The organism is Streptomyces sp. NPDC087901, from assembly GCF_044742205.1.
In the GTDB taxonomy this organism is placed as follows: Bacteria; Actinomycetota; Actinomycetes; order Streptomycetales; family Streptomycetaceae; genus Streptomyces.
In genome coordinates this window covers 334,990-358,967 of the sequence record NZ_JBIUUC010000008.1, presented here as the reverse complement: position 1 = coordinate 358,967, position 23,978 = coordinate 334,990, and the positions used below count along the sequence as shown (strand labels likewise).

General features: G+C 72.2%; 17 protein-coding genes. 14 read left to right on the top strand and 3 right to left on the bottom strand.

Annotated features, from left to right (window positions below):
* Position 1 precedes the first annotated feature (1 nt).
* The 12 genes from ACIOEW_RS25425 to moeZ all read left to right on the top strand — a co-directional run bounded on the left by ACIOEW_RS25425 (position 2) and on the right by moeZ (position 15,366).
* A complete protein-coding gene (locus ACIOEW_RS25425) occupies positions 2-967 on the top strand; it encodes an alpha/beta hydrolase (RefSeq protein ID WP_362556243.1) in 966 nt (321 codons plus the stop codon).
* On the top strand, positions 952-2,394 hold the full coding sequence (locus ACIOEW_RS25420; protein ID WP_401966150.1) for a DUF3152 domain-containing protein: 1,443 nt from the start codon (positions 952-954) through the stop codon (positions 2,392-2,394). The genes ACIOEW_RS25425 and ACIOEW_RS25420 overlap by 16 nt, the downstream gene beginning before the upstream one ends.
* Positions 2,395-2,552: 158 nt before the next feature.
* Complete coding sequence (locus ACIOEW_RS25415; protein WP_326738590.1) at positions 2,553-2,648, top strand: Ms4533A family Cys-rich leader peptide; 96 nt, start codon at positions 2,553-2,555, stop codon at positions 2,646-2,648.
* 227 nt (positions 2,649-2,875) lie between these two features.
* The gene (locus ACIOEW_RS25410; RefSeq protein ID WP_362556239.1) at positions 2,876-4,603 is read left to right on the top strand and encodes an ABC transporter substrate-binding protein; all 1,728 of its coding nucleotides are present in this window, start codon (positions 2,876-2,878) and stop codon (positions 4,601-4,603) included.
* A 2-nt stretch (positions 4,604-4,605) separates the two neighbouring features.
* A complete protein-coding gene (locus ACIOEW_RS25405) occupies positions 4,606-5,589 on the top strand; it encodes an ABC transporter permease (protein WP_401966146.1) in 984 nt (327 codons plus the stop codon).
* Positions 5,586-6,575, top strand: a complete 990-nt coding sequence (locus tag ACIOEW_RS25400) for an ABC transporter permease (protein ID WP_362556235.1) — start codon at positions 5,586-5,588, stop codon at positions 6,573-6,575. Before ACIOEW_RS25405 ends, ACIOEW_RS25400 begins: the two co-directional genes overlap by 4 nt.
* Positions 6,572-8,164 (top strand): dipeptide ABC transporter ATP-binding protein, encoded by a 1,593-nt coding sequence (locus ACIOEW_RS25395; RefSeq protein ID WP_401966143.1) that lies wholly within the window; start codon positions 6,572-6,574, stop codon positions 8,162-8,164. The genes ACIOEW_RS25400 and ACIOEW_RS25395 overlap by 4 nt, the downstream gene beginning before the upstream one ends.
* A 190-nt stretch (positions 8,165-8,354) precedes the next feature.
* Positions 8,355-10,196: a DUF3492 domain-containing protein gene (locus tag ACIOEW_RS25390; protein WP_401966184.1), complete on the top strand. Its 1,842-nt coding sequence runs from the start codon at positions 8,355-8,357 to the stop codon at positions 10,194-10,196.
* A 97-nt stretch (positions 10,197-10,293) separates the two neighbouring features.
* A complete protein-coding gene (locus ACIOEW_RS25385) occupies positions 10,294-12,087 on the top strand; it encodes a hypothetical protein (protein ID WP_401966142.1) in 1,794 nt (597 codons plus the stop codon).
* Between the two features lie 219 nt (positions 12,088-12,306).
* On the top strand, positions 12,307-13,272 hold the full coding sequence (locus ACIOEW_RS25380) for an NAD-dependent epimerase/dehydratase family protein (protein WP_351002632.1): 966 nt from the start codon (positions 12,307-12,309) through the stop codon (positions 13,270-13,272).
* Positions 13,260-14,102 (top strand): spherulation-specific family 4 protein, encoded by an 843-nt coding sequence (locus ACIOEW_RS25375; RefSeq protein ID WP_401966139.1) that lies wholly within the window; start codon positions 13,260-13,262, stop codon positions 14,100-14,102. Before ACIOEW_RS25380 ends, ACIOEW_RS25375 begins: the two co-directional genes overlap by 13 nt.
* Before the next feature lie 85 nt (positions 14,103-14,187).
* Positions 14,188-15,366, top strand: a complete 1,179-nt coding sequence (moeZ, locus tag ACIOEW_RS25370) for an adenylyltransferase/sulfurtransferase MoeZ (RefSeq protein ID WP_362557514.1) — start codon at positions 14,188-14,190, stop codon at positions 15,364-15,366.
* 69 nt (positions 15,367-15,435) lie between these two features.
* Here moeZ and ACIOEW_RS25365 read toward each other — a convergent pair whose 3' ends face one another.
* The 3 genes from ACIOEW_RS25365 to ACIOEW_RS25355 form a co-directional block, all read right to left on the bottom strand.
* On the bottom strand, positions 15,436-17,010 hold the full coding sequence (locus ACIOEW_RS25365) for an alpha/beta hydrolase (RefSeq protein ID WP_362557516.1): 1,575 nt from the start codon (positions 17,008-17,010) through the stop codon (positions 15,436-15,438).
* Positions 17,011-17,093: 83 nt separating this feature from the next.
* Positions 17,094-18,680, bottom strand: a complete 1,587-nt coding sequence (locus ACIOEW_RS25360) for an alpha/beta hydrolase (RefSeq protein ID WP_401966136.1) — start codon at positions 18,678-18,680, stop codon at positions 17,094-17,096.
* 78 nt (positions 18,681-18,758) lie between these two features.
* Complete coding sequence (locus ACIOEW_RS25355) at positions 18,759-21,491, bottom strand: lysylphosphatidylglycerol synthase domain-containing protein (RefSeq protein WP_362557520.1); 2,733 nt, start codon at positions 21,489-21,491, stop codon at positions 18,759-18,761.
* Positions 21,492-21,712: 221 nt separating this feature from the next.
* Here ACIOEW_RS25355 and ACIOEW_RS25350 point away from each other — a divergent pair, with 221 nt between their 5' ends.
* Together ACIOEW_RS25350 and ACIOEW_RS25345 are read left to right on the top strand one after the other, a co-directional pair.
* Positions 21,713-22,102 carry an MGMT family protein gene (locus ACIOEW_RS25350; protein WP_401966134.1) on the top strand — a complete coding sequence of 130 codons (390 nt, stop codon included), beginning with the start codon at positions 21,713-21,715 and terminating at the stop codon, positions 22,100-22,102.
* A gap of 318 nt (positions 22,103-22,420) precedes the next feature.
* On the top strand, positions 22,421-23,978 hold a 1,558-nt coding region (locus ACIOEW_RS25345; protein WP_401966131.1), incomplete at its 3' end, for an ATP-dependent helicase.

The following is a 23,978-nucleotide window of genomic DNA, read 5'->3' as shown; positions in this document are numbered from 1 at the left end:
CATGTCTTCGACCGAGCTGCCGGGAGTCCGTGCCGCCGCCGCAGCGGTGGCCCCCACGGTGAGCGCTGTCAGAGTCGCGGAGGGGGAGAGGCTTCGCTCCGTCACGCTGCCCGGGCTGACGCTGACCGTCCGTTCGCGGCCGCCGGAGCGGACCGGACTGCCGCCCGCGCTCTTCGTGCACGGGCTCGGCGGCTCCTCGCAGAACTGGACCGCGCTGATGCCGCTGCTCCAGGACGTGCTGGACAGCGAGGCGCTCGACCTGCCCGGTTTCGGGGACTCCCCGCCGCCGGACGACGGCAACTACTCGGTCACCGGCCACGCCCGTGCGGTGATCCGCTTCCTGGACGCGGGGGAGCGCGGCCCCGTCCACCTGTTCGGCAACTCGCTGGGCGGGGCGGTGGCGACGCGGGTCGCCGCGGTCCGTCCCGACCTGGTGCGCACCCTCACCCTGATCTCGCCCGCGCTCCCCGAGATCCGGGTGCAGTGGTCGGCCGCGCCGACCGCACTGCTCGCCGTTCCGGGCATCGTGTCCCTGTTCGCCCGGATGACCCGGGGCTGGAGCGCGGAAGAACGCACCCGCGGAGTCATGGCACTCTGTTACGGCGATCCGGCACGTGTCTCCGCGGAGGGCTTCCGTAACGCGGTGGCCGAAATGGAGCGGCGGCTGGCGCTGCCGTACTTCTGGGACGCGATGGCGCGCTCGGCACGTGGCATCGTCGACGCGTACACACTGGGGGGCCAGCACGGGCTGTGGCGCCAGGCCGGGCGGGTGCTCGCGCCGACCCAGCTCGTGTACGGCGGACGGGACAGACTCGTCTCGCACCGGATGGCACGCAGGGCGTCCGCGGCCTTCCGCGATGCGCGACTGCTGACACTGCCCGACGCCGGGCACGTGGCGATGATGGAGTACCCGGAAGCGGTCGCCCAGGCGTTCCGGGAACTGCTCGACGAATGCGGCGGGAGCTGATCCGGGGCGTGGGACGACACAGCCGAAAGGGCCCTGCGCCCAGGGCGCCCGAGACCGGGCCGGACGGGGCGAACGCGGAAGCGGGGCGCGAGGGCGCCCGGCCCGCCGTAGGCAGCGGCCGGCGCAGACGGCCGGGTGACGCGCCTCCCGGAACCGAGGGCCACACCCCGTTCCAGGGCGCGCCCCAGGTGCGCGGCGGCCATCCCGAACAGCGTGAACCGGGCGGCGGCTGGGGGGCCGGGCCCGTCGGGCGGTACGGCGAACGCCCGGCCCCGCCGCACGGCGCGGGACCGGGCGGCCGCACCGGCAACCAGGCCCAGGCGCAGGCGCCGGGACGGCCGCAGGGGCCGCGGACTCCACAGACACCGCGGAACGCGCAGGGCGCCGCAACCAGGCCGCTGGTGCCGGGACCGCGGCGCGAGTTCGTCGAGGCCTTCGACAGCTCACCTGTCCCACCGGCACCCCGTGGCCCGGCCGCGGCGCGTTCCGGGCCGGCGGATCCGTACCGCTCCGTCACCGAGTGGGACGAACGCCCGCCGGCTGCGGACGAGGCCGCGGAGGCTCCTGCCAAGGACGCCAAGGGCGCCGAGGACGCCAAGGGCGCCAAGGACAGCAGGGGCGGCAGGGGCCGCACCTTCACCGGCATCGCCGCAGCCGCGGTGACGACGGTGCTCGCGGTGGTCGTGGCCGGCCAGGTCGCCCACGACAGCGGCAGCCCGACCGGCGCCGCGCAGGCCGCGGGTGTGGGCCGGGGCGGCGACGGCGACGCCTCCCGCTCGGACGACCGGACGACACCCGCCCCGAAGGTGGCGGTGGCCAAGCCCCTTTCGTACGAGCAGAAGATGGCCAAGGCCTATCCGCTGGCGCCGAAGCTGACCGCTTCGGGGAAATTCGCGGCGGTCGCCGGCACGGCGAAGGCCCCGGGCAAGGGGCACAGGTACCGCTACCGGATCGACGTCGAGAAGGGGCTCGGGCTCGACTCCGCGCTCTTTGCCGAGGCGGTACAGAAAACTCTGAATGATGACCGGAGTTGGGCGCACGACGGCGACATGACCTTCGAACGGATTTCCACCGGGGAGCCGGATTTCGTCATCACGCTGGCGAGCCCCGGGACCACGGGCGAGTGGTGCGAGAAGTCGGGTCTGGACACGATGGAGGACAACGTGTCCTGCGACTCCGCGGCCACCGAGCGCGTCATGATCAACGCCTACCGCTGGGCCCAGGGCTCTGCCACCTTCGGACCGGACAAGCTCTTCGCCTATCGCCAGATGCTGATCAACCACGAGGTCGGCCACCGGCTGGGGCACAACCATGTGAGCTGCGGCACGAAGGGTGCCCTCGCTCCGGTGATGCAGCAGCAGACCAAGTCGCTCGACATCGACGGCATCAAATGCCGCCCCAATGCCTGGGTGTACCCGAAGGGTTGAGCCCGGGACGGGGCGGCCGAGGTGGCCGTCCGGCCGCCCCGGACGGGCGCGCAGGGGGGTGGCTCGCGGACCGCTCGCCCGGAACGGGTGTCCGTATAGCGAGACGGCTGTCTCATATTGCGTTGACATCGGGCAGGCCGTGGCCGATATTTCTCGGCATGTCACGCAGCCTCGTCACCTCCGATCGCGCCGCCATTGAGCTGGCGCTCATCGGCGTGACCGGGCACAGCGTCGCCGACATCGACTGTTGCTGACGCCTGCCCGCGTGCGCGTCGGCCCCCCGTCCGGACCCTGACGGTCCGGACCGCCCTTCCCCGACTGCCGCGCCCGGGCGTACTCCGTCCGCAGGCGCGGCAGTTCCAGTGTTCCGGTCACCTTCACCCGTCACGACCGGTCGTGTGCACATGCCTCTCGTCGCCGCCTGCACGGAATCACTTTCTGTTTCCTTCACCCAGGCAGTACTCCGAGAGGTCATCTTCCGATGCGTCATCCGTCCGTCATATCGCGCCGCGTAGCAGCGGCCGCCGCAGTACTCCTCGTGGCCGCGGGCGCCGCGGCCTGCGGGCCCGAGGGCAGCAGCAAGGACAGCGACGGCACCTCCGGCGCAGCGGGCGCGCCCAAGAAGGGCGGCACGCTCACCGTCCTCAACAGCGCCTCTCAGGAGGACTTCGACCCGGCACGGCTCTACACCTCCGGCGGCGGCAACCTCCCCTCCCTCGTCTTCCGTACCCTCACCACCCGCAACCGGGAGGACGGCGCGGAGGGTGCGAAGGTCGTCCCCGACCTGGCGACGGACCTGGGCACGCCCAGCAAGAACGCCACCGTCTGGACGTACACCCTCAAGGACGGCATCAAGTACGAGGACGGCACCGCGATCACGAGCGCCGACATCAAGTACGGCATCGAGCGCTCCTTCGCCGCCGAGCTCTCCGGCGGCGCGCCCTACCTGCGTGACTGGCTGATCGGCGGGGCCGACTACCAGGGCCCGTACAAGGACAAGAAGGGCCTCGGCTCGATCGAGACGCCCGACGCGAAGACCATCGTCTTCCACCTCAACAAGCCCGAGGGCGAGTTCCCCTACCTGGCCACCCAGACGCAGACCACCCCGGTGCCGAAGGCCAAGGACACCGGCACGAAGTACGAGGAGCACCCGGTCTCCTCGGGTCCGTACAAGGTCGTCAGGAACGAGGGCGACGGCGAGCGTCTCGTCCTGGAGCGCAACACCCACTGGTCGGCCGCCACCGACGAGGAGCGCAAGGCCTACCCCGACCGGATCGACGTCCGTTCCGGGCTCGACTCCGCCGTCATCAACCAGCGGCTGTCCGCCTCGCAGGGCGCCGACGCCGCGGCCGTCACCACCGACACCAACCTCGGCCCGGCCGAGCTCGCCAAGGTCAGCGGCGACAAGAAGCTCGCCGCCCGCGTCGGCACCGGCCACTTCGGCTACACGAACTACATCGCCTTCAACCCGAAGGTGAAGCCGTTCGACAACCCGAAGGTGCGCCAGGCCATCTCGTACGCCGTCGACCGCGGCTCCGTGGTCAACGCCGCCGGCGGCTCCTCGCTCGCCGAGCCCGCCACCACCTTCCTGCCCGACCAGGCGTCCTTCGGCTACACGCCGTACGACTCCTTCCCGGCAGGCAAGAACGGCAACGCGGCGAAGGCCAAGGAGCTGCTGAAGGAGGCCGGCTATCCCAACGGGCTGACCGTCACCCTCACGCACAACAACGAGAAGAACTTCGCCACCAGCCCGGAGGTCGCCACCGCGCTCCAGGAGGCGCTGAAGAAGGCCGGCATCACCGTCAAGCTCCAGGGCCTGGAGGACAACGCCTACTCGGACACGGTCTACAACGTGAAGACCGAGCCCGGCTTCTTCCTCGGCGGCTGGGGTGCCGACTGGCCCTCCGGCGGTCCGTTCTTCGCCCCGATCTTCGACGGACGCCAGATCGTCAAGGCCGGGTACAACTTCAACTCCGCCCAGCTGAACGACCCCGCGGTCAACAAGGAGATCGACGAGATCAACAAGCTGACCGACCTGAGCGCCGCCGCCAAGCGCTGGGGCGCGCTCGACAAGAAGGTCGGTGAGCAGGCGCTGACCGTGCCGCTGTTCCACCCGGTCTACAAGCGCCTGTACGGCGAGTCCGTCAAGAACGTCGTGATCAGCGACTGGACCGGCGTACTCGACATCTCGCAGGTCGCGGTCAAGTAACCATGGCCGAAGCACTGCTGGTCAAGGAGGCGGGGGCCGTCGTGGCCCCCGCCTCCGGGGCCCATCCGTTCTGGCGGCGGCTGCGCGCCCACCGCTCCGCCCTCGTGGCGGCGGCCGTCGTCGCCCTGCTGGTCCTCCTCGCGCTCGCCGCCCCCCTCCTCACGGGCATCGAGGGCCAGAACCCCACCACGTTCCACCCCGACCTCGTCGACTCCGCCACCGGCGGGGTTCCGCTCGGCTCCTTCGGCGGCATCAGCGCCGAGCACTGGCTCGGCGTCGAACCGCTCACCGGACGCGACCTCTTCGCCCGCGTCGCGTACGGCGCCCGGGTCTCGCTCGGCGTCGCACTCGGCGCGACCCTGCTCCAGGTTGTCATCGGCGTCGTCGTCGGCCTCTCGGCCGGTCTCGGTAACCGCTTCGTCGACCAGGCGCTCAGCCGGGTCACCGATGTCGTGGTCGCCCTGCCGGTCATGGTGACCGCGCTCGGCGCGCTCGCCGTCGTCCCGGCGGGCTTCCCCCGCCCGGTACTGATCTCCGTGATCGTCGGCCTGGTCGGCTGGTCCGGCATCTCGAAGATCGTGCGCGCCCAGACGCTGTCCCTCAAGTCGCGCGACCACGTCGCGGCCGCCCGGCTCAGCGGCTGGGGCTCCTGGCAGATCGCCCGGCGCGAGCTGCTGCCGGCTCTGGCCGCGCCCGTCATCACGTACGCCGTCCTGCTCTTCCCCAGCAACATCGTCGTCGAGGCGGCCCTGTCCTTCCTCGGTGTGGGCATCAAGCCGCCCACACCCTCCTGGGGACAGATGCTCAGCGACGCCGACACCTGGTACCAGGCGGCGCCCACCTATCTGCTCATCCCGGCCCTGCTGCTCTTCGTCACCGTGCTGGCGCTCACCGTCCTCGGTGAGGGCGTGCGCACCGCGCTCGACCCGCGCGCCGCCTCCCGGCTGCGGATCGGCACCGGACGCAAGAAGGAGGCCGGCGCATGAGCGGATTCCTGCTGCGACGCCTCGGCGGGGCGCTGTTCGTCCTCCTCGCCCTGAGCGTCGTCGTCTACGCCGCCTTCTACGTCGCCCCGGGCGACGTCGCGCAGATCGCCTGCGGACCGCGCTGCTCGCCCGCGCAGGTCGCTCAGGTCAGCGAGCAACTGCGCCTCGGCGACCCGGTGTACGTGCAGTACGCGCACTTCCTCCAGAGCCTGGTCGCGGGCCGCGACTACTCGACCGGAACCGGTGTGGTGCACTGCCAGGCCCCGTGCCTGGGACTCTCGTACCAGAGTGGTCAGCAGGTCACCCAGCTGATCCTTGCCAAGCTGCCCGCCACCGCCTCGCTCGCCGTCGGCGCGTTCGTGCTGTGGATGGTGCTCGGGGTCGGTACCGGACTGCTCTCGGTGTGGCGGCGCGGCCGCGTCACCGAACGCATCCTCACCGGGATCACCCTGGCCGGCATGGCCACGCCCGTCTTCGTGATCGGCCTGCTGCTGATCATCATCTGCGTCACGGCGCTCCAGATCCTGCCTTTCCCGGACTACGTCCCCTTCACCGAGAACCCGGAGCAGTGGGCCTGGAACCTGCTGCTGCCCTGGATCTCGCTCGCGCTCATCACCGCCGCCCCGTACGCCCGGATGACCCGGGCCTCGATGCTGGAGACGCTGGCCGAGGACCATGTGCGCACCTTCAGGGCGTACGGGGTCAGCGAGCGGACGATCGTCGGACGGCACGCGCTGCGCGGGGCGCTGGCCCCCGTGATCGCGCTGGGCGCACTCGACGTCGGCTCGATGTTCGGCGGCGCCGTGCTCACCGAATCGCTCTTCGGGATTCCGGGCGTCGGCCGCGAACTCGTCGAGTCCGTCAAGCAGGTGGACCTTCCGGTCGTCGTCGGTCTGGTGCTCGTCACCGGATTCTTCGTCGTCCTCGCCAATGCCGTCGCGGACATCCTCCAGGCGATGGCCGACCGACGGGTGGTGCTGTCATGAGTCTCGTCGAGGTCACCGATCTCTCGATCTCGTTCGGCGACGTGCACGCGGTGCGCGGACTGTCGTTCTCGCTGGAGGCCGGCGGCGCGCTCGGCGTCGTCGGTGAGTCCGGCTCCGGCAAGAGCGCCTCGGCGTACGCGCTGCTCGGCCTGCACCGGGGGACCGGTGCGAAGGTCGACGGCTCGATCCGGGTCGCCGGCGTGGACGTCCAGGCCGCCGGCGACGCGGAACTGCGCGGGCTGCGCGGGGCGAAGGCCGCGATGGTCTTCCAGGACCCGCTCTCCTCGCTGGACCCGTACTACGCGGTCGGCGACCAGATCGCCCAGGTGTACCGCGTCCACCACCGCGTCACCCGGCGGGCGGCGCGGGCCCGGGCCGTGGAGGTGCTGGACCGGGTCGGGATTCCCGACGCGGTGCGCCGCTCACGGTCCCGGCCGCACGAGTTCTCCGGCGGCATGCGCCAGCGGGCGCTGATCGCGATGGCGCTGGCCTGCGAGCCCCAGCTGCTGATCGCCGACGAGCCGACGACCGCGCTCGACGTCACCGTCCAGGCCCAGATCCTCGACCTGCTGCACGACCTGCGCCGCGAGACGGGCATGGGACTGCTGCTGGTCACCCATGACGTCGGCGTGGCGGCGGAGTCGGTGGACGAGGTGCTCGTCATGCGGTCCGGCCTCGCGGTGGAACGCGGGCCGGTGGCCGAGGTGCTCGGTGCGCCCCGCGAGCCGTACACGAAGGCGCTGCTGTCAGCCGTGCCGCGCATCGGCCCCGGGCCCGGCGGCCCCGCCGCCGCGACCGTGGGAGCGGCGCACCCCGAGGCCGAGGTGCTGGTCGAGGCCGAAGAGGTGCGCCAGGTCTTCGGTCGGGGGAAGTCCGCCCTGGCCGCCGTCGACGGGGTCTCCCTCACCGTCCGGCGCGGCGAGACGCTCGGCATCGTCGGCGAGAGCGGCAGCGGCAAGACCACCCTGGGGCGGATGCTCGTCGGCCTGCTGGAACCCACGTCCGGCCGGATCGGCCGGGCGGCCCGGGTGCAGATGGTCTTCCAGGACCCGGTCTCCTCGCTCAATCCGCGCCGCTCCGTCGGCGAGTCGGTCGCCGACCCGCTGCGGGCGCGCGGGGAGCGCGACGAGGACGTGATCAGGGCGCGCGTACGGGATCTGCTGGAGCGCGTCGGACTCGACCCGGAGCAGTACGACCGCTACCCGCACGAGTTCAGCGGCGGCCAGCGCCAACGCGTCGGCATCGCCCGGGCCCTGGCCGCCGAACCCGAACTCATCGTCTGCGACGAGGCGGTCTCCGCGCTCGACGTGACGACCCAGGCCCAGGTGACCGCCCTGCTGTCGGAACTGCAGCAGGAGCTGGGGCTCGCCCTGGTCTTCATCGCCCACGACCTCGCTGTCGTACGGCAGGTGAGTGACCGGGTCGCCGTCATGCGACGGGGCCGGATCGTCGAGGAGGGCCCGGTGGAGCAGGTGTACGCGGACCCCCGCGACCCGTACACGCGGCAGTTGCTGGCCGCCGTGCCGGCGCTCGATCCGGCCCTCGCGGCGGTGCGCCGCGCGGCCCGCAAAGAGCTGGCTGCAGCCTGACGGTAGGTGACCTACCGCTTCTATAGCGCGACAGAACGCTACCGGGGTGGGAAAGTTACGCCGGTTCACCCCTTTCGGTGGTGCGACGGACAACCGTCCGTCGCACCACCGGCGTATCCGCTTACGGTCGTCCCGCTGCGAGTCGCCGATTCAACGGCGGCCGCTCACAAGGGAGATCGGGGGTGTGCTCGTGCGGATCGGACTGCTCACCGAAGGTGGCTATCCGTATGCGTCCGGTGAGTCCAGACTCTGGTGCGACCGTCTGGTGCGCGGGCTCGCGCAGCACGAGTTCGATCTCTTCGCGCTCAGCCGCAGCGCCGAACAGGAGGCGCAGGGCTGGGTCCAGCTCCCGGCCCAGGTCAGCCGGGTGCGGACGGCACCTCTGTGGACCGCGGACGAGGACACCCTCGGCCTCCACGCCCCCAGAGGACTGCTCTCGCGGCTGCTGACCGGCGGGGGCGCACGGACGTACGGGCGGCGCGAACGGCGGCGCTTCATCACCCACTTCACGGCGCTCGCGGGCTCGGTGTGCGTGACGGGCGGCGACCAGAGCGACGGGGGCGAGGGCGCGAACGCCGTTGCCGACCGTACGGGCGCACGGCCGGACGACCCGCGGTCCACGGACGCGGTCGCGGATGCGCAGTTCACGGAGGGTCTCTACGGGCTCGCCGAGCTGGCCTGCGAGCACGGCGGGCTTCCCGCCGCCCTCCGCTCCGAGACCGCGGTGAGGATCCTCGAGGCCGCCTGCCGTGCCCATGGCACCGGACGCACCGTCCAGTCCGCCACCGTCCCCGATCTCCTCGCCTTCGCCCGGGAGCTCGACCGCGTGCTGCGGCCGCTCTCCCTCGACTGGTACGACGAGGAGAGCCTCGGCGCCGTCGACCTGTGCCATGCCGCGTCCGGCGGCGCCGCCGCGCTGCCGGGACTGCTGGCCAAGCGATTCTTCGGGGTGCCGCTGCTCGTCACCGAGCACGCCGTGCAGCTGCGCGCGCACTACCTCTCGGACATCGGTACGCCGGTGAGTGCGCCGGTACGCGCGCTGCTCGCGAACTTCCACAGGCGGCTCGCCGCCGAGGTGTACCGGCAGGCCGCGCTCATCACCCCGGGCAACAACCACGCCCGCCGCTGGCAGGAGCGTTGCGGCGCCGAACCCGCCAAGGTGCGCACGGTCTATCCCGGCATGGAGTCCGGCCGCTTCGCGGCGCTCGGCGAGAACGAGGACGACGGTGGCCCGGACACGCTGGTCTGGGTGGGCCGGATCGAGCCGGCCAAGGACCTGATCGCCCTGCTGCACGCCTTCGCCGAGGTGCGCAGGACCGAGCCCGACGCCCGGTTACGCATCATCGGTGCGGCTGCCCAGGGGGCGGAGGGCGCCGACTATCTCGCCCACTGCCGGGCGCTCGCCGCGCAGTTGTTCCCCGACGAGGCCGTGGACGCGCACGCCGTCGGCGACAGTCCGGTCTCCTTCGAGGACATCGGCGGGGCCGAGGTCCCCGATCTCGTCCAGGCGTACGCGGCGGGCGGGGTCGTGGTGCTCTCCAGCGTGGTCGAGGGCTTCCCGATCAGTCTGGTCGAGGCGATGTTCTGCGGCCGGGCGACGGTGTCCACGGACGTCGGTGCGGTCGTCGAGGTCATCGGCGGTACGGGACTAGTGGTGCCGCCGCGCAATCCCCGGGCCCTTGCGGACGCCTGCCTGGCTCTGCTGCGTGATCCGGAGCGCCGTGCGCGCCTGGGAGCGGCGGCGCGCGCCCGCGCACTTGAACTCTTTACCGTCGAACAGAACCTCGCGGCATTTCGCGGCATTTACCTGGAGCTGATCGCGCAGGCACCGGTGCGCAGGGGGCCGGTGCCTGCCGCCGGCGGGCCACGCCCCTTCGCCACCCCGCCGGAGGCCCATGTCCTCGGTCTTTGGGCGGAGCCGGGAGACGGCTCCGGTCTCGACCGCGGCCAAGGGCCGGCCGGGCGGACACCCAGCTGGGCCGTGCAGGAAGTCGGCGCGGGAGCGCACGGCGTGGGGGACGGCGATGCGTGACCAGGAAGCGGCCGCACGGGGCCGCACGAACCGACCGGGTCCGACCGGTGCGCCTGGGGCAGTCGCTGCCCGGGGTGACGAGCACGGAGGAACGACGATGGGCCGCCCGACCGAAGTGCCCGAGGCGCTCGGCACGCCGATGACCAGCAGCAACGGGGACCATCGCTCGTGGGCGTCGACCTCCGGCACCCTGCTCGCCGACATCTCCGAACCGGCGTGGGGACTGCCCGCCGCGCAACCGGATGGGGCGGCGGGTGTGCCCGTGAATGGGGCCGTGGGTGTGCCGGCGGACGAGGCAGTGGGTACGCCGGTGAACGAGGCAGTGGGTACGCCGGTGGACGGGATGGGGAGCGCGCGCCCGGCGCGGGAGGACGCCTCCGGGGGCGGGCCGCTCCTGGAGCCCGACGCCGCGCCCGCGCACGCCCCCGAGCCGGTCGGGCCCGAGCCGACGCCGACCGGGTCCGGCCCGACGCCGACCGGGCCCGAGGCGGTCGGGCCCGAGGCGGTCGGGCCCGAGCCGACCTCAACCCCCACGCCCCCCGAAGCCGTTGACGAAGCGCCCTCCGCCCCCGGGGACCCGTCGCCTCGTTCGGCGCCCGCCAAGGACCAGGCAACCGCCACGGGCTCAACGCCCCCCGAAGCTCCGGCGCCCGCCAAGAACCCGACGCCCCTCGACGATCCGGCGCCCGCCAAGAACCCGACGCCCCCCGACGCTCCGACGCCCCCCGACGATCCGGCGCCCCCCGGCAACCCCGCGCAGCACCCGACCTCCCGGGCTCCCGAGGTCGCCCACACCTCTCCGGCACGCAAACTCGCCACCGGGCGGCGCGGGCCGGCCGATCCGGTGAAAACCCTGATGCACCGGCACCGCGAGCTCTGCGAGCGGGCCGTCGACCCCCTGGAGATCGCCGCCGGACTGGAGGCCCACGGAGTCACCGACCGCACCGCGGCCCGCTACCGGCACCGCGACGTGTTCTCGCTCGCCGAGGAGCTGTTCGCACGGGTTCCGGCTGTTGCGGGGGAGCCCGTGGGCGCGGCCTTCGCCCCGGCGCGCGACATCGAGACGCGCGCCGCGTGGTCGCTCCGGGCCTTGCTGCCGGGCGCCGCCTGTCTCGCGACCTTCGTCGCGCTGCGGCTCACCGAGGGCGTGCTCGACAGCGGGGCACGGCTCGCCATCGGCATCGGCGGCGGTCTCCTCGCGTTCATCGGGCTCGCCCTCGCCCTGCGTACCGGCCCCCTCTCCGCCGAAGGCCGCTCGTCGGGCGCCGCGGGCCTGTTCGGCTGCTGGCTGCTCGGCTACGTCCTGTACGGCGACGCACTGCTCCACCAGGTCCTCAGCGGTGGCCCCGAAGGCCCCTGGGACATCACCCCGGCGCCGCTGCTCGGCCTCGCCGTGGCTGTCGCTCCCGCAGCCTGGTGCGCCCACCTCTTCTCCGTACACGCGCACCGCAAGCTCAACGGCAGCCGGGCGCTGGAGGAGTTCGCCGCAGGTGTGCGCCCCCTGCTGTTCGCCGCCGTCGCCTTCTTCCTCTGCGTCCTCGGCGGGCTGCTGTACGTGGCCCGGCTCGGGATCGGCGCGGGCGGCGCCCCGGTCGGGGCCGCGGCACTGGGCGTGCTGCTTCTGCTGGCCCGCCTCCTCACCGTCCACGGCTTCCCCGAACCGGCAGCCACCGGCCTGGCCGCCGCCTGCGCCGTCGAGGCCGCCGCCCCCGCCCTCGTCCTGGCCGGCCGGCTGCCCGGCCTCGATGCCCTTGCCCGCCCCGTCGACGTGCTCGTCGCGGCGGCGGGCGCCGGGGCCGTACCCGCCGTCGCCTGCGGCGCGGCCGCGCTCGGCCTGCTGACCACCGCCACCGTGGCGCTCTCCCGGGCGTCCGCCCACACCGCCGACTGACCCCCGCACACGAACACCTCCCTACACGAACACCCCCGCACACGAACACCCCCGCACACCAGAGCCCCTCCGCACACGAGTTACCCCGCACACCAGAACCCCGCGGAGCCGACGCCGCGGGCCCCTTCCCGAACGCACACAACTGCTCAAGGAGAAACCGGACATGACCCCCCAATACCTCGCACCGGCAGCCCGCCGTCGGCACCGAGGGGGCGCGCGATGAGGGTGCTGCTGCTCGGAGCCAACGGATTCCTCGGCCGGTTCGTGGCCGACCGGCTGCTTGCCGACCCCGCCGTCCACCTCACGGCGCTCGGCCGCGGCGACGACGCCGACGTACGGTTCGACCTCGCCGGCGGCAGCCCGGGGGCGCTCACCCGCTTCCTGGACGCCGTCCACCCCGGAGTCGTCGTCAACTGCGCCGGCGCCACCCGGGGCGGGGCCCGCGACCTGACCCGTCACAACACCGTCGCCGTCGCCACGGTCTGCGAGGCGATGCGGCGCAGCGGCTGCACCGCCCGGCTGGTCCAGGTCGGCTGCTCCTCGGAGTACGGACCCTCGCAGCCCGGCTCGTCCACGGCCGAGGACGCCATTCCGCGCCCCGGCGGCCCGTACGGTGTCAGCAAGCTCGCCGCCACCGAGCTCGTCCTCGGCTCCGGCCTCGACGCGGTCGTGCTCAGGGTCTTCTCGCCGGTCGGCCCCGGCACCCCGGCCGGCTCCCCGCTCGGCCGGCTCGCCGAGGCGATGCGCCGCGCCATGCAGTCGGGCGACGGCGAGCTGAAGCTCAGCGGCCTCGGCGTACAGCGCGACTTCGTCGACGTCCGGGACGTCGCACGCGCCGTGCACGCGGCCTCGCTCTCCGCCGCGCAGGGCGTCGTCAACATCGGCACCGGCCGCGCCGTGCGCCTGCGCGACGCCGCGGCCGTCCTGGCCAAGGTCGCCGGATACGCGGGCGCACTCCACGAGCTGGACACGCCCCCCGCCCGCCTGCCCATCGGCGCCCCGCGAACCTCCGCCGAATCGGTCATGGAGCACCTCGCGGTCACCCCGTCCCCTTATCCGGACGGCTGCGGTGCGTGGCAGCAGGCCGATGTGCGCACCGCGAGGGACCGGCTCGGCTGGCGGCCCCGGATCAATCTGGAGGAGTCGCTCGCCGATATCTGGATGGAGGCGGCGTGCCGTATCTGACCAGTACCGGCACCGCCCGCCGCACCAGCGGCGCCGATCAGCTCGGCTTCGGCGTCCCGGGGTACGCGCACCCGCTGCTCGCACCGGCCGAATGGGCCGAACTCGCCCGCCCCGGCACCCCGCTGCACTGGGCTGTTCTCGATATCGACAACGGCCCCGGCGCCCGCCCCGACCCGCACTGCCTGGAAGCCGCGGGCCGGCTCCGCAACGCCCGCGAACGGGCCGTACACGGCGAAGAGCCGCTCGACGCGGTGCGGGCCTCGGCCGGCCGGCTGCTCGGCCGGCTCGACCTGGCCCACGGCAACCGGCCCTTCGGTGAGCTGGTCGCCGACGCGCGGTCCTATCTGGACTGGTACCGCGTCGACGGCTTCTATGTCGACCGCTGCCCGGCGGAGCGCGCGGGCCTCCCGGCCGTACGCCGTCTCACGAGCACCCTGTCCGCCCTCCTGGCGGACAGCGACAGCGCACAGCACGGCGGGCATCTGGTGCTCGGGCACGACACCCATCCCTATCCCGGCTACGCGGAGGCCGCCGACCAGCTCGTCACCTTCCGCGGCGCGTGGACCGACTACCGCTGGTCGCAGGTGGCGGAGTGGACCGCCGCCTACCCGCCCGGCCGTTTCGCCCACTTCGTCCACGGTGTTCCGCGCACCCATCTGGACGAGGCGATGCGCATCGCCCGCTGGCAGGGTGCAGGGACGATCTTCTTCACGGACCGCACCGGAGAGGCCGATCCCGGAAACGGGCGCGGACAAAGTGATCCATTTGCGACTCTGCCCAGGTACTGGGACGAAATTGTCTCGCGGATCGGACCTGGTATCTCGGAATGAGAGGGGGCGTGGCAGTGTTACGGCAAGAACAACCGTACGTAGCCGAAGTACGTAAAAACCGACCACCTGCATTGTTGAGGTTCCTGTGTCGCTGCCACCCCTGGTCGAGCCAGCTGCTGAGCTCACCGTCGACGAGGTCCGCAGGTACTCCCGCCACCTGATCATCCCGGATGTCGGGATGGACGGGCAGAAGCGGCTGAAGAACGCGAAGGTGCTCTGTGTGGGCGCCGGCGGTCTCGGCTCCCCGGCTCTGATGTACCTGGCCGCCGCCGGTGTCGGAACGCTCGGCATCGTGGAGTTCGACGAGGTCGACGAGTCGAACCTGCAGCGCCAGATCATCCACAGCCAGGCCGATATCGGCCGGTCCAAGGCCCAGTCCGCCAAGGACTCGGTGCTGGGCATCAACCCGCTGGTGAACGTGATCCTTCACGAGGAACGGCTCGAAGCCGAGAACGTGATGGAGATCTTCGCCCAGTACGACCTGATCGTGGACGGCACGGACAACTTCGCCACCCGCTATCTCGTCAACGACGCCGCGGTGCTTCTGAACAAGCCGTACGTCTGGGGTTCGATCTACCGTTTCGACGGCCAGGCGTCCGTCTTCTGGTCCGAGCACGGTCCCTGCTACCGCTGCCTCTACCCGGAGCCGCCGCCCCCCGGCATGGTTCCGTCCTGCGCCGAGGGCGGTGTCCTGGGCGTGCTCTGCGCGTCCATCGGCTCCATCCAGGTCAACGAGGCCATCAAGCTGCTCGCCGGCATCGGCGACCCGCTTGTCGGCCGGCTGATGATCTATGACGCGCTGGAGATGCAGTACCGCCAGGTCAAGGTCCGCAAGGACCCCGACTGCGCGGTCTGCGGCGAGAACCCGACCGTCACCGAGCTCATCGACTACGAGGCCTTCTGCGGCGTCGTGTCCGAGGAGGCCCAGGAGGCGGCGCTCGGCTCCACGATCACTCCCAAGCAGCTCAAGGAGTGGATCGACGCGGACGAGAAGATCGAGCTCATCGACGTTCGCGAGCCGAACGAGTTCGAGATCGTCGCGATCCCCGGCGCCAAGCTGATCCCGAAGAACGAGTTCCTGATGGGCAACGCCCTCCAGGACCTCCCGCAGGACAAGCGCATCGTCCTGAACTGCAAGACCGGTGTCCGCAGTGCCGAGGTCCTCGCGGTCCTCAAGTCGGCGGGCTTCGCCGACGCGGTGCACGTCGGCGGCGGCGTGATCGGCTGGGTCAACCAGATCGAGCCCGAGAAGCCGGTGTACTAGAGGCTGAACGCTTCGAAGGGGCCGGTCCGCATCACGCGGGCCGGCCCCTTCGACGTACACACGGTTGCGCTACGAACAGGTCTTGCCGTCCGTCGGCACCTTCCCGTCCAGGAAGTACGTGTCCACCGTCGACGTCACACAGCTGTTCCCGCCGTACGCGCCGTGCCCCTCACCCTTGTTGGTGAGCAGGATGCCGACGCCCTTGCCCAGCTCGTCCGCCATCTTCCGCGCACCCTCGTACGGTGTCGCCGGGTCGCCGGTCGTGCCCACGACCAGGATGGGACCGGCGCCCGGAGCACTGGCCTCCGGGGTGTCGTGCTCGCCCGCCACCGGCCAGTCGGAGCACCAGCCCGCGGTGTCCCAGGCCAGGAACGGGCCGAAGACCGGGGACAGCTTCTTGAACTCGGGCAGCAACGCCTTCGCCTCGGCCGCCGTCGGCCGGGCCGTGGAGTCCGCGCAGGAGATGGCGCGCTGCGAGTGGTTCTGGGTGTCGTAATGGCCCTTCTCGTCGCGGCCGTTGTACGAGTCGGCGAGCTGCAGCAGCATGGAGCCGGTGCCGCCTTCCGCCTCGTCCAGGGCCTGCGTGAGCGTCGGCCAGCTGTCCTTGGAGTAGAGCGGCAGCACGATGCCGGTGATCGCCAGCGACTCGTTGAGCTCGCGGCTCGTACCGGTCGGCAGCGGCTTCGCGTCGATCCGCTTCAGCAGCGCGGCGATGCGCTGCGTCCCCTTCTCCGGGTCCTGGCCGCGGTCCTTGAGGTAGTTCTCCAGCGCCCGCTGGAAGCCGGTGGTCTGGTTGCGGGCGTGACCGGTGGTGTCCGCGGTCGGGTCGACGACGGCGTCGAAGACGGTGCGGCCGACCTTCTCGGGGAAGAGGTGCGCGTAGGTGCCGCCCAGCTCGGTGCCGTACGACATACCGAAGTACGTCAGCTTCTTGTCGCCGAGGACCTCGCGGATCAGGTCCATGTCCCGGGCGGCGTTCGTCGTGCCGACGAACGGCAGGACCTTGCCCGAGCGGCGCTCGCAGCCCGCGCCGAAGCCGGCGCCGTCCCTCATGAACGCCGCCTCCTCCGCCGCCGTGTCCGGCGTCATGTCGACGTTCCGGTTGGCGCTGTCCTGCTCCCGGTCCGTGCGACACCGCACCCCGGCGCTCTGCGCCACCCCCCGCGGATCGAAACCCACCAGGTCGTAGCGGGTGTTGAGCGTCCCGTACGAGCCGGCGGCGCGAGGCAGTATGGAGACGCCCGAGCCGCCCGGTCCGCCGAAGTTGAACAGCATCGAGCCGAGTCGCCGGTCCTTGTTCCGGGCCTCCTTGCGGATCAGCGCGATCCCGATCGTGTCGCCGTCCGGCTTCGCGTAGTCCAGCGGGACCTTGACCGTTGTGCAGCGCCAGGCCGAGCCCGGGGCGCTGCCGCCCTCCGGGGCCTCGCACCGCTTCCAGTCAAGGCGCTGCGAGGTGAGGGAGGAGGGCACGGGCTTGTCGCTCGCCTCGGCCGACGGGGCGGCGGACGGTGAGGCGGCCGGAGCCGTGGTGCCTTCCGCCTGCTTGCCCGGCTTGTCGTCCGCGCCGTCCTCGCAGCCCGCGAGCGCTCCCGTCAGCAGCAGTGCGGCGGCGGCCAGCGCCCCGGCCCGTACGTATGCGACCACGTGTACATCCCTCCCCGTCGTGCCTGCCCGTCCGGCAGTTCGCGCCCATGGTAGGCGCGCGGACCGGCACGTCTGTCGCACACCTATCCGCAGACCGTCCCGGCGGCCGGCACCTTGCCGTCGAGGAGGTAGCCGCCCACCGCCTTCTGCACACAGGAGCTGCCGCTGTTGTACGCGCCATGGCCCTCGCCCCTGTACGTCATCTCCACGCCGACGCCCTCGCCCAGCTCCTCGGCCATCGCCTTCGCGCCCGCGTACGGAGTCGCCGGGTCGCCGGTGTTGCCGATGACCAGGACGGGGGCAGCGCCCTCGGCGCTGACGTCCGGGGTGTCCCAGGCGCCCGCCACCGGCCACCCGGTGCACGCCATCAGACCCCAGCCGAGGTAGTCGCCGAACACCGGTGAGGCGTCGTGGAACGCGGGGAGCTTCTCCTTGGTCCGGTCGAGGGTGAACCGCTCTTTGGAATCGGCGCAGTTGATGGCGGTGTTGGCCGCGGCGGAGTTGTCGTAGCGGCCGTCCTCGGAGCGCCCGTTGAGGGAGTCCGCGAGGGCGAGGAGAAGCGCGCCGTTGCCGCCGTCGGCCTCGTCCACGCCCTGCTCCAGCAGGGGCCAGGTCTCCTTGGAGTAGAGGGCGGCCGCGATGCCGGTGGTGGCCTGTGTCTGCGTCAGCTTCCGGGAACCGATGCCCGGTACGGGCTTCGTTTCCAGCCGGTCGAGAAGGCCGGACACCCCCTGCTCGACCTCCTCGGCGGTGGAGCCGGGCAGCGTGCAGGCGTCGCCCCGGTCCACGCAGTTCTTGGCGAAGTTGTCCAGCGCGAGCTGGAATCCCTTGGCCTGGCCGAGGGAGGACTGTTCCGCGTCCTCCGTCGGGTCGACCACCGCGTCCAGGACCGACCTGCCGACGTGCTTGGGGAACAAGTGCGCGTAGACGCCGCCCAGTTCGGTTCCGTACGAGATGCCGAAGTAGTACAGCTTGTCGTCGCCGAGGACCTGGCGCATCAGGTCCATGTCGCGGGCCGCGTTCGTCGTTCCCACGAAGGGGAGCTTCTTGCCCGAGTTCTTCTCGCAGGCCGCCGCGTACGCCTTCGTGGATTCGGTGAACTCCTTCTCCTCCGCCGCGTCGTCGGGCGTGCCGTCGCCCTCGTACCGCGCGTCCAGCTGTGCGTCGTCCTCGCACTCCACGCCCGCACTGCGGCCGACTCCGCGCGGGTCGAAGCTCACCAGGTCGTACCGTGTGCGGAGCTTGTCGTACTCCGTGCCGAAGGCGGGCAGGGTGGCGACACCGGAAGCGCCCGGGCCGCCGAAGTTGAAGATGAGCGAGCCGATCCGCTTCTTCGCGTTCATCGCCTTCGCGCGGACGAGCGCCAGCTCGATGGTCTCGCCGTCCGGCTCCGCGTAGTCGAGCGGGACATTCATGAACGAGCACTCCCAGACGGCCCCGCCGGGCAGTGGGGTGGGTGAGGCTCCGCCGCCCTGTGCCTGGGAGGGGGCCGGGCACGGCGTCCACTTCAGCTGCTGGGAGGCGAGGCCGGAGGGGGTGGTGGCCGCGGCGGCCTCGGCGGAGCGGGGCGGGCTCTCCTCGCCACCCCCGTCCGAACAGCCGGCGAGGGGGAGCAGCACGGTCACGGTGGCGGCGAGGGCCGCGGTGCGCAGGGCAGGGGAGGTCCTCATCGCTCCATCGTGTAGCGGCGCCCCGGGGGGTGCACGGGGCGCCGGTCCAAGCGGGTGGACGCCTGCGGGCCGCAGCCTCTAGAGCTCGCCCTTGCGCGTCAGATGGTTGAAGCAGAGCCAGCCGGGAAGCACCGGCAGCCACAGCGTGAGCAGCCGGTACAACAGCACCGCGGGTGCCGCGACCTCCTTGGGCAGGCCGACCGCGATCAGACCGAGGGTCAGCGCACCCTCGACCGCGCCCATACCGCCCGGGGTCGGCGCCGCCGAGCCCAGCGCGTTGCCGGCGAGGAAGACCACCGCGATGCTCGCGTAACTGAGGTGCGGCGTGTCCGGACCGCTGAACGCCCGGACCGACGCGTCCAGACACATCACGAACAGGCCGGTCAGCAGCAGCATCCCGCCGATTCCGGTGAGCAGCTTCTGGGGCCGCTGCACGACATCGAGCATGCGCGGCACGACCCCGGCGAACAGCGACCGCACCCGGGTCGCCACGAACTTCCGCAGGAAGGGGATCGCCGTCACCACCAGCACCAGCACGGCGACCGTCAGCAGCCCCGCGATCACGGTCCTGGACGGGGTGAGCGAGGACGGGGTCTTCTCCGTACCGGTCAGATACCCGAAGGCGGCGAGCAGCAGGATGTGGCACCCGAGACCGAAAAGCTGCGAGGCGCCGACACTCGCGACCGCCAGCCCCGGGCGCACGCCGGCACGCTGGAGGAACCGGGTGTTCAGCGCGACTCCGCCCACCGCGGCAGGGGCCACGATCTTCACGAACGAGCCGGCCACCTGCGCCAGTACCGTCCTGCCGAACGCCACCCGTTCGGGCACGAAGCCCAGCAGGCTCATCGCGGCCGCGATGTAGCTGAGCGCCGAGAATCCGAGCGCGGCCGCCACCCAGCCCCATTCCGCCTGCTCGACAACCGCACCGAAGTCGGCCTCGGTGACCTGCGAGATCAGGAAGTACGCGGCGATGGCACCGGCGATGAAGCTGAACAGAGTGCGCGGCTTGATGCGCTCCAGACGGACCGGCTCGACCGGGGCCTGCGGCCGGATCAGCAGCACCTCCTGGCGGATCTGGGAGAGCAGATCCTCCTCGCGGGCCCCGTCCAGCGCGTCGTCCATGGCCCGCTTCTCGGCCTGCTTCTCGGTGCGCAGCGACTTGCGGGCGGTCTTGCGGCCGGCGTCGTCGGGGAGCTCCGCGTCCTGGGCCCGGGCCCGCTTGGCCGCGTCCGACGCGTCCAGTACGGCCTCGCGCTCGCGCTGCGACCGCTCCCGGGCGAGCCTGCGCAGGTGGGCGCGGGTGGAGCGGCTGAGCGCGATCGGCTGGAGCAGCGGCAGTGAGTCCGCGACGGCGTCCGGGCCGAGCACCGCCAGTGCGGACGCGACCGCCCGCTCGGCGCCCACCCGCAGGCCGGTGGTGGTGAGCAGTTGGGCGACGTCCATCCGCAGGACCAGGTCACCGGCCGCGATCTCGCCGCCCCGCAGATCCGTGACGAACACCTTGCCGGAACGGTCCACCAGGATGGCGTCACCGGTGAGCCTGCGGTGCGCGATCCGGCGCGACTGGAGCGCCTTCACCTGCCGCCAGGCGCCGCGCACCAGGTCGTCGGTGATCTCGGCGTCCTCCAGCGCGTCCAGCGAGCGCCCGCCGATGTGCTCGTACACCAGCATCACGGCGTCCGGACCGAGCTCGGAGGTGGCGATCAGCTTGGGGGCGTTGGCGCCGGCGGCGATCGCCGCGTACGCGAGCAGCGCCTCCTGCTCCAGTGCCTGGCGCAGCGACTGGATGGAACGCCGCTGGGTGATGCCGCGCAGGGTGAGCCTGCGCCACACACGGTAGAAGAAGCCCTGCGCCTGCTGTTCGCGGTCCACGACCGTCACGTCGAGCGGTGGCCCGTCCTCCAGGGAGACCACGTAGCGGCGCCCGCGGTCGCTCTGGTCGCCACCCGAGTCGGGGGCGTCGTCGGCGCGCATCGCGGTGACCGGCCGGAAGCCGACGTGGCGCAGACCGGCCATCAGGTGCTGGCCGGTCGGCCGGACGTTCGGCGAGCCGACCGCGTACAGCGTGCCGTACGCGACCGTCCAGCCGATCAGCACCGTGAGGATGATCGAGAGCGGGGTCGTGTAGCCGCCCACCAGCATGGTGAAGGCGTCGAGCAGCAGCACCACCCACAGCACGACCCGCCACCGGGGCCGTCTCGCCATGCCGACCGCCGTCATATAGGCGATCACCGGGGCGAGATAGCCGTGTACGGGGTCGGTGAGCGCGTCACCGGGCTGCGGCTGGGTCAGGGCGTCCTGAATGGTGCCGGACGCGGAATTGGACACCCACAGATCCGTGGCGAGCGTCACCCCGTGCGCGAGCACGGCGGCCAGGACACCGTCCGCGATCCGCAGCCCGTCGCGTTTGATCAGCCGCTCGATGGCGAAGGCCACCGGGACGAGCAGCACGGCGATGCTGGAGACGAGACCGGCGATCTTGATGAGCAGATCGGGCGCCTGTCCTGTGCCCTTGTTGATGTCCTGTTCGAGGCCGGCCGTCGTGCCGTGGGCGAATGCGGCGACGGCGAACAGCACGACCACCGCAAGGACCCCGATGAGGAGCCGCAGCAGATCGGAGGGGCGGTGCACCCGGGCGGGGAGCAGGGGTTCGTCCCCGGAGACGCGGTCGGACAGTGCCGCGTCGGAGGTCGAGAGCGTCGAGCCTTCCCGGTGATCCGAGGGGGTCTGCGGGCCGGTGCCGGGCTCCTGCCCGCTCTCTTCGGGGTGGGGCTCGGCATCAGAGGCGTCGGCCGCCTTCGGTGGCTGCACGCCCTGCTCCTTCGTCGCCTCTGATTGGTCTTCGTGTTCTCGTATCACCGGTCACCGCCCGCATGATGGTGGCACGGCCGCCGGGCTGAGGGGGGCATCAGGGTGCGATGCGGGGGCGCGCGATGCGCAAGATACGCTCCATTCCGCTCCCGCGCACACTCCGTGTCCGGCCGGACACGGAAGAGGCCGGACTGTCGGTGGCGTACGGCAGGATGGGCCGGATGAGCGAACAACCGACGAGCGACGCGTTGCCGGAGTACGCGGAGCGCGTGCTCGACGTGGCCGAGCTGATCCCGCCCGGCCGCGTCATGACGTACGGCGACGTCGCGGAGTGGCTGGGAGACGGCGGCCCGCGCCAGGTCGGCCGGGTCATGGCGCTCTACGGGGCGGCGGTGCCGTGGTGGCGTGTGGTGCGCGCCGACGGTGCGCTGCTGCCCGGCCACGAGCTGCGGGCGCTCGATCACTACCGCGAGGAGAACACCCCGCTGCGCGAGGCCTCGCGCTCCGCGGACGGCCACGTCCCGCGTCTCGACATGCGGAGTGCACGGTGGGACGGCGCACCGGGCGGGCCGGGCAGGGAGGGCGACGACGGCGGGGGAGCTCACACCTGACAGCTTCGGCCATCCGGCGGCACATCGGGCGGAGCCGGGCCCGTACGACGTAGAGGAAGCGTGAAGCGGGTACGGCCCGGGGTTCTTCCCGCCGGTGGGTCCTTCCGGCCCGGCGGAGCCTCGCGTCCCGGTCCCACTCGCCGGCCGTGCCGCGCTCTTCGCCCACGCAGCACCACGATCCCCGGCGGAACGTGACGATCCACGCATCCGTCCCGCCCCAATCGGCGGCCTCGCCGGAGTAGCGTCGTCAGTTCGCGGCACGCGTCGCGCCCTCACCTCCAGCACCCCAGCACACCCACCAGGACCGGCGATCGCCACGTGAGCTCCTCCTCCACCACCCGGAACAGTCCGCACCGCCAGGCACGGCGTCGGACCACGGGCGCGTACCGGCTGGTGCGAACCCTGCCGGGCTCCGTGGATCCCCCTCTCCTGGACGCGGCGCAACGGGCGGTGGTTGACCACGCCGGTGGCCCGCTGCTGGTTCTCGCGGGGCCCGGGACCGGCAAGACCACCACGCTCGTCGAAGCGGTCGCCGCCCGTGTCGCCAGGGGCGGCGACCCGGCCCGCATGCTGATCCTCACCTTCAGCCGCAAGGCCGCCGTGGAGCTGCGTGACCGGATGGCCGCCCGGCTCGGAGCCGTCCGCGGACCGCAGGCCACCACCTTCCACTCCTTCTGTTACGCCCTGGTGCGCGCTCACCAGGACGCCGACCTCTTCGCGGACCCGTTGCGGCTGCTCTCCGGACCGGAACAGGACGTCACCGTCCGCGATCTGCTGGCCGGCCAGCTCGACCTGGAGAAGCAGGGGCGCGCCCACATCCGCTGGCCCGACGAACTGCGGGCCTGCCTGACCACACGCGGCTTCGCCGACGAGGTACGCGCGGTGCTCGCCCGCAGCCGTGAGCTGGGCCTGGGCCCGGACGCCCTCGCCGACTTCGCCCGGCGCACCGGCCGCCCCGACTGGGGTGCGGCCGCCGCGTTCCTCGCCGAGTACCTGGACGTGCTGGACGCCCAGGGCGTGCTGGACTACGCGGAGCTGGTCCACCGCGCCGTGCTGCTCGCGGAGCGACCCGAGGTGTCGGCGCTGCTGGCCGGTCAGTACGACACCGTGTTCGTCGACGAGTACCAGGACACCGACCCGGCGCAGGTGCGGCTGCTCCATGCGCTGGCCGGGAACCGGGGGAGCGCCCCGGGCGGCGGCGGTGGCCGGAATCTGATCGCGTTCGGTGACCCGGACCAGTCGATCTACGCCTTCCGCGGCGCCGATGTGAACGGCATCCTCGACTTCCCGGACGAGTTCCGGCGTGCGGACGGCGACCCGGCCCCGGTCGGCGTCCTCACCACCTCGCGCCGTTCCGGCGACCGGCTGCTTGCCGCGACCCGGCTCCTCACCCGCCGGATGCCGCTCACCCGGCTGCCGTCGGCGAAGGTGCGCGCCCATCGGGAGCTCGGCGCTGTCCGCGAGGGCGGCAGCGTGGAGACGTACACCTACCCGACCGCGTCCACGGAGCTGGAGAACATCGCCGACCTGCTGCGCCGGGCGCATCTGGAGGACGGGGTGCCGTGGCACGAGATGGCGGTCCTGGTCAGGGCCGGCGGCCGCACCATCCCCGCGGTGCGCCGGGCCCTGACCTCGGCGGGCGTGCCGCTGGAGGTCGACGGCGACGACCTGCCCCTGCGCCACGAACCGGCGGTGGCCCCGCTGCTGACCGCCCTGCGCACCGTGGCCATGGCGGCGCTTCGCAGGCACGCGGACGCGGGCCCGGTGCCGGAGGCCGGGGCCGAGTCCGAGTCCGAGTCCGAGTCCGAGTCCGAGTCCGAGTCCGAGTCCGAGTCCGAGTCCGAGTCCGAGTCCGAGTCCGAGTCCGAGTCCGAGT

Bases quoted from the DNA above. Each gene is read 5' to 3' on its own strand.
- ACIOEW_RS25425 (WP_362556243.1), top strand. From the start codon at position 2: ATGTCTTCGACCGAGCTGCCGGGAGTCCGTGCCGCCGCCGCAGCGGTG.
- ACIOEW_RS25420 (WP_401966150.1), top strand. From the start codon at position 952: ATGCGGCGGGAGCTGATCCGGGGCGTGGGACGACACAGCCGAAAGGGC.
- ACIOEW_RS25415 (WP_326738590.1), top strand. From the start codon at position 2,553: ATGTCACGCAGCCTCGTCACCTCCGATCGCGCCGCCATTGAGCTGGCG.
- ACIOEW_RS25410 (WP_362556239.1), top strand. From the start codon at position 2,876: ATGCGTCATCCGTCCGTCATATCGCGCCGCGTAGCAGCGGCCGCCGCA.
- ACIOEW_RS25405 (WP_401966146.1), top strand. From the start codon at position 4,606: ATGGCCGAAGCACTGCTGGTCAAGGAGGCGGGGGCCGTCGTGGCCCCC.
- ACIOEW_RS25400 (WP_362556235.1), top strand. From the start codon at position 5,586: ATGAGCGGATTCCTGCTGCGACGCCTCGGCGGGGCGCTGTTCGTCCTC.
- ACIOEW_RS25395 (WP_401966143.1), top strand. From the start codon at position 6,572: ATGAGTCTCGTCGAGGTCACCGATCTCTCGATCTCGTTCGGCGACGTG.
- ACIOEW_RS25385 (WP_401966142.1), top strand. From the start codon at position 10,294: ATGGGCCGCCCGACCGAAGTGCCCGAGGCGCTCGGCACGCCGATGACC.
- ACIOEW_RS25380 (WP_351002632.1), top strand. From the start codon at position 12,307: ATGAGGGTGCTGCTGCTCGGAGCCAACGGATTCCTCGGCCGGTTCGTG.
- ACIOEW_RS25360 (WP_401966136.1), bottom strand. From the start codon at position 18,680: ATGAGGACCTCCCCTGCCCTGCGCACCGCGGCCCTCGCCGCCACCGTG.
- ACIOEW_RS25350 (WP_401966134.1), top strand. From the start codon at position 21,713: ATGAGCGAACAACCGACGAGCGACGCGTTGCCGGAGTACGCGGAGCGC.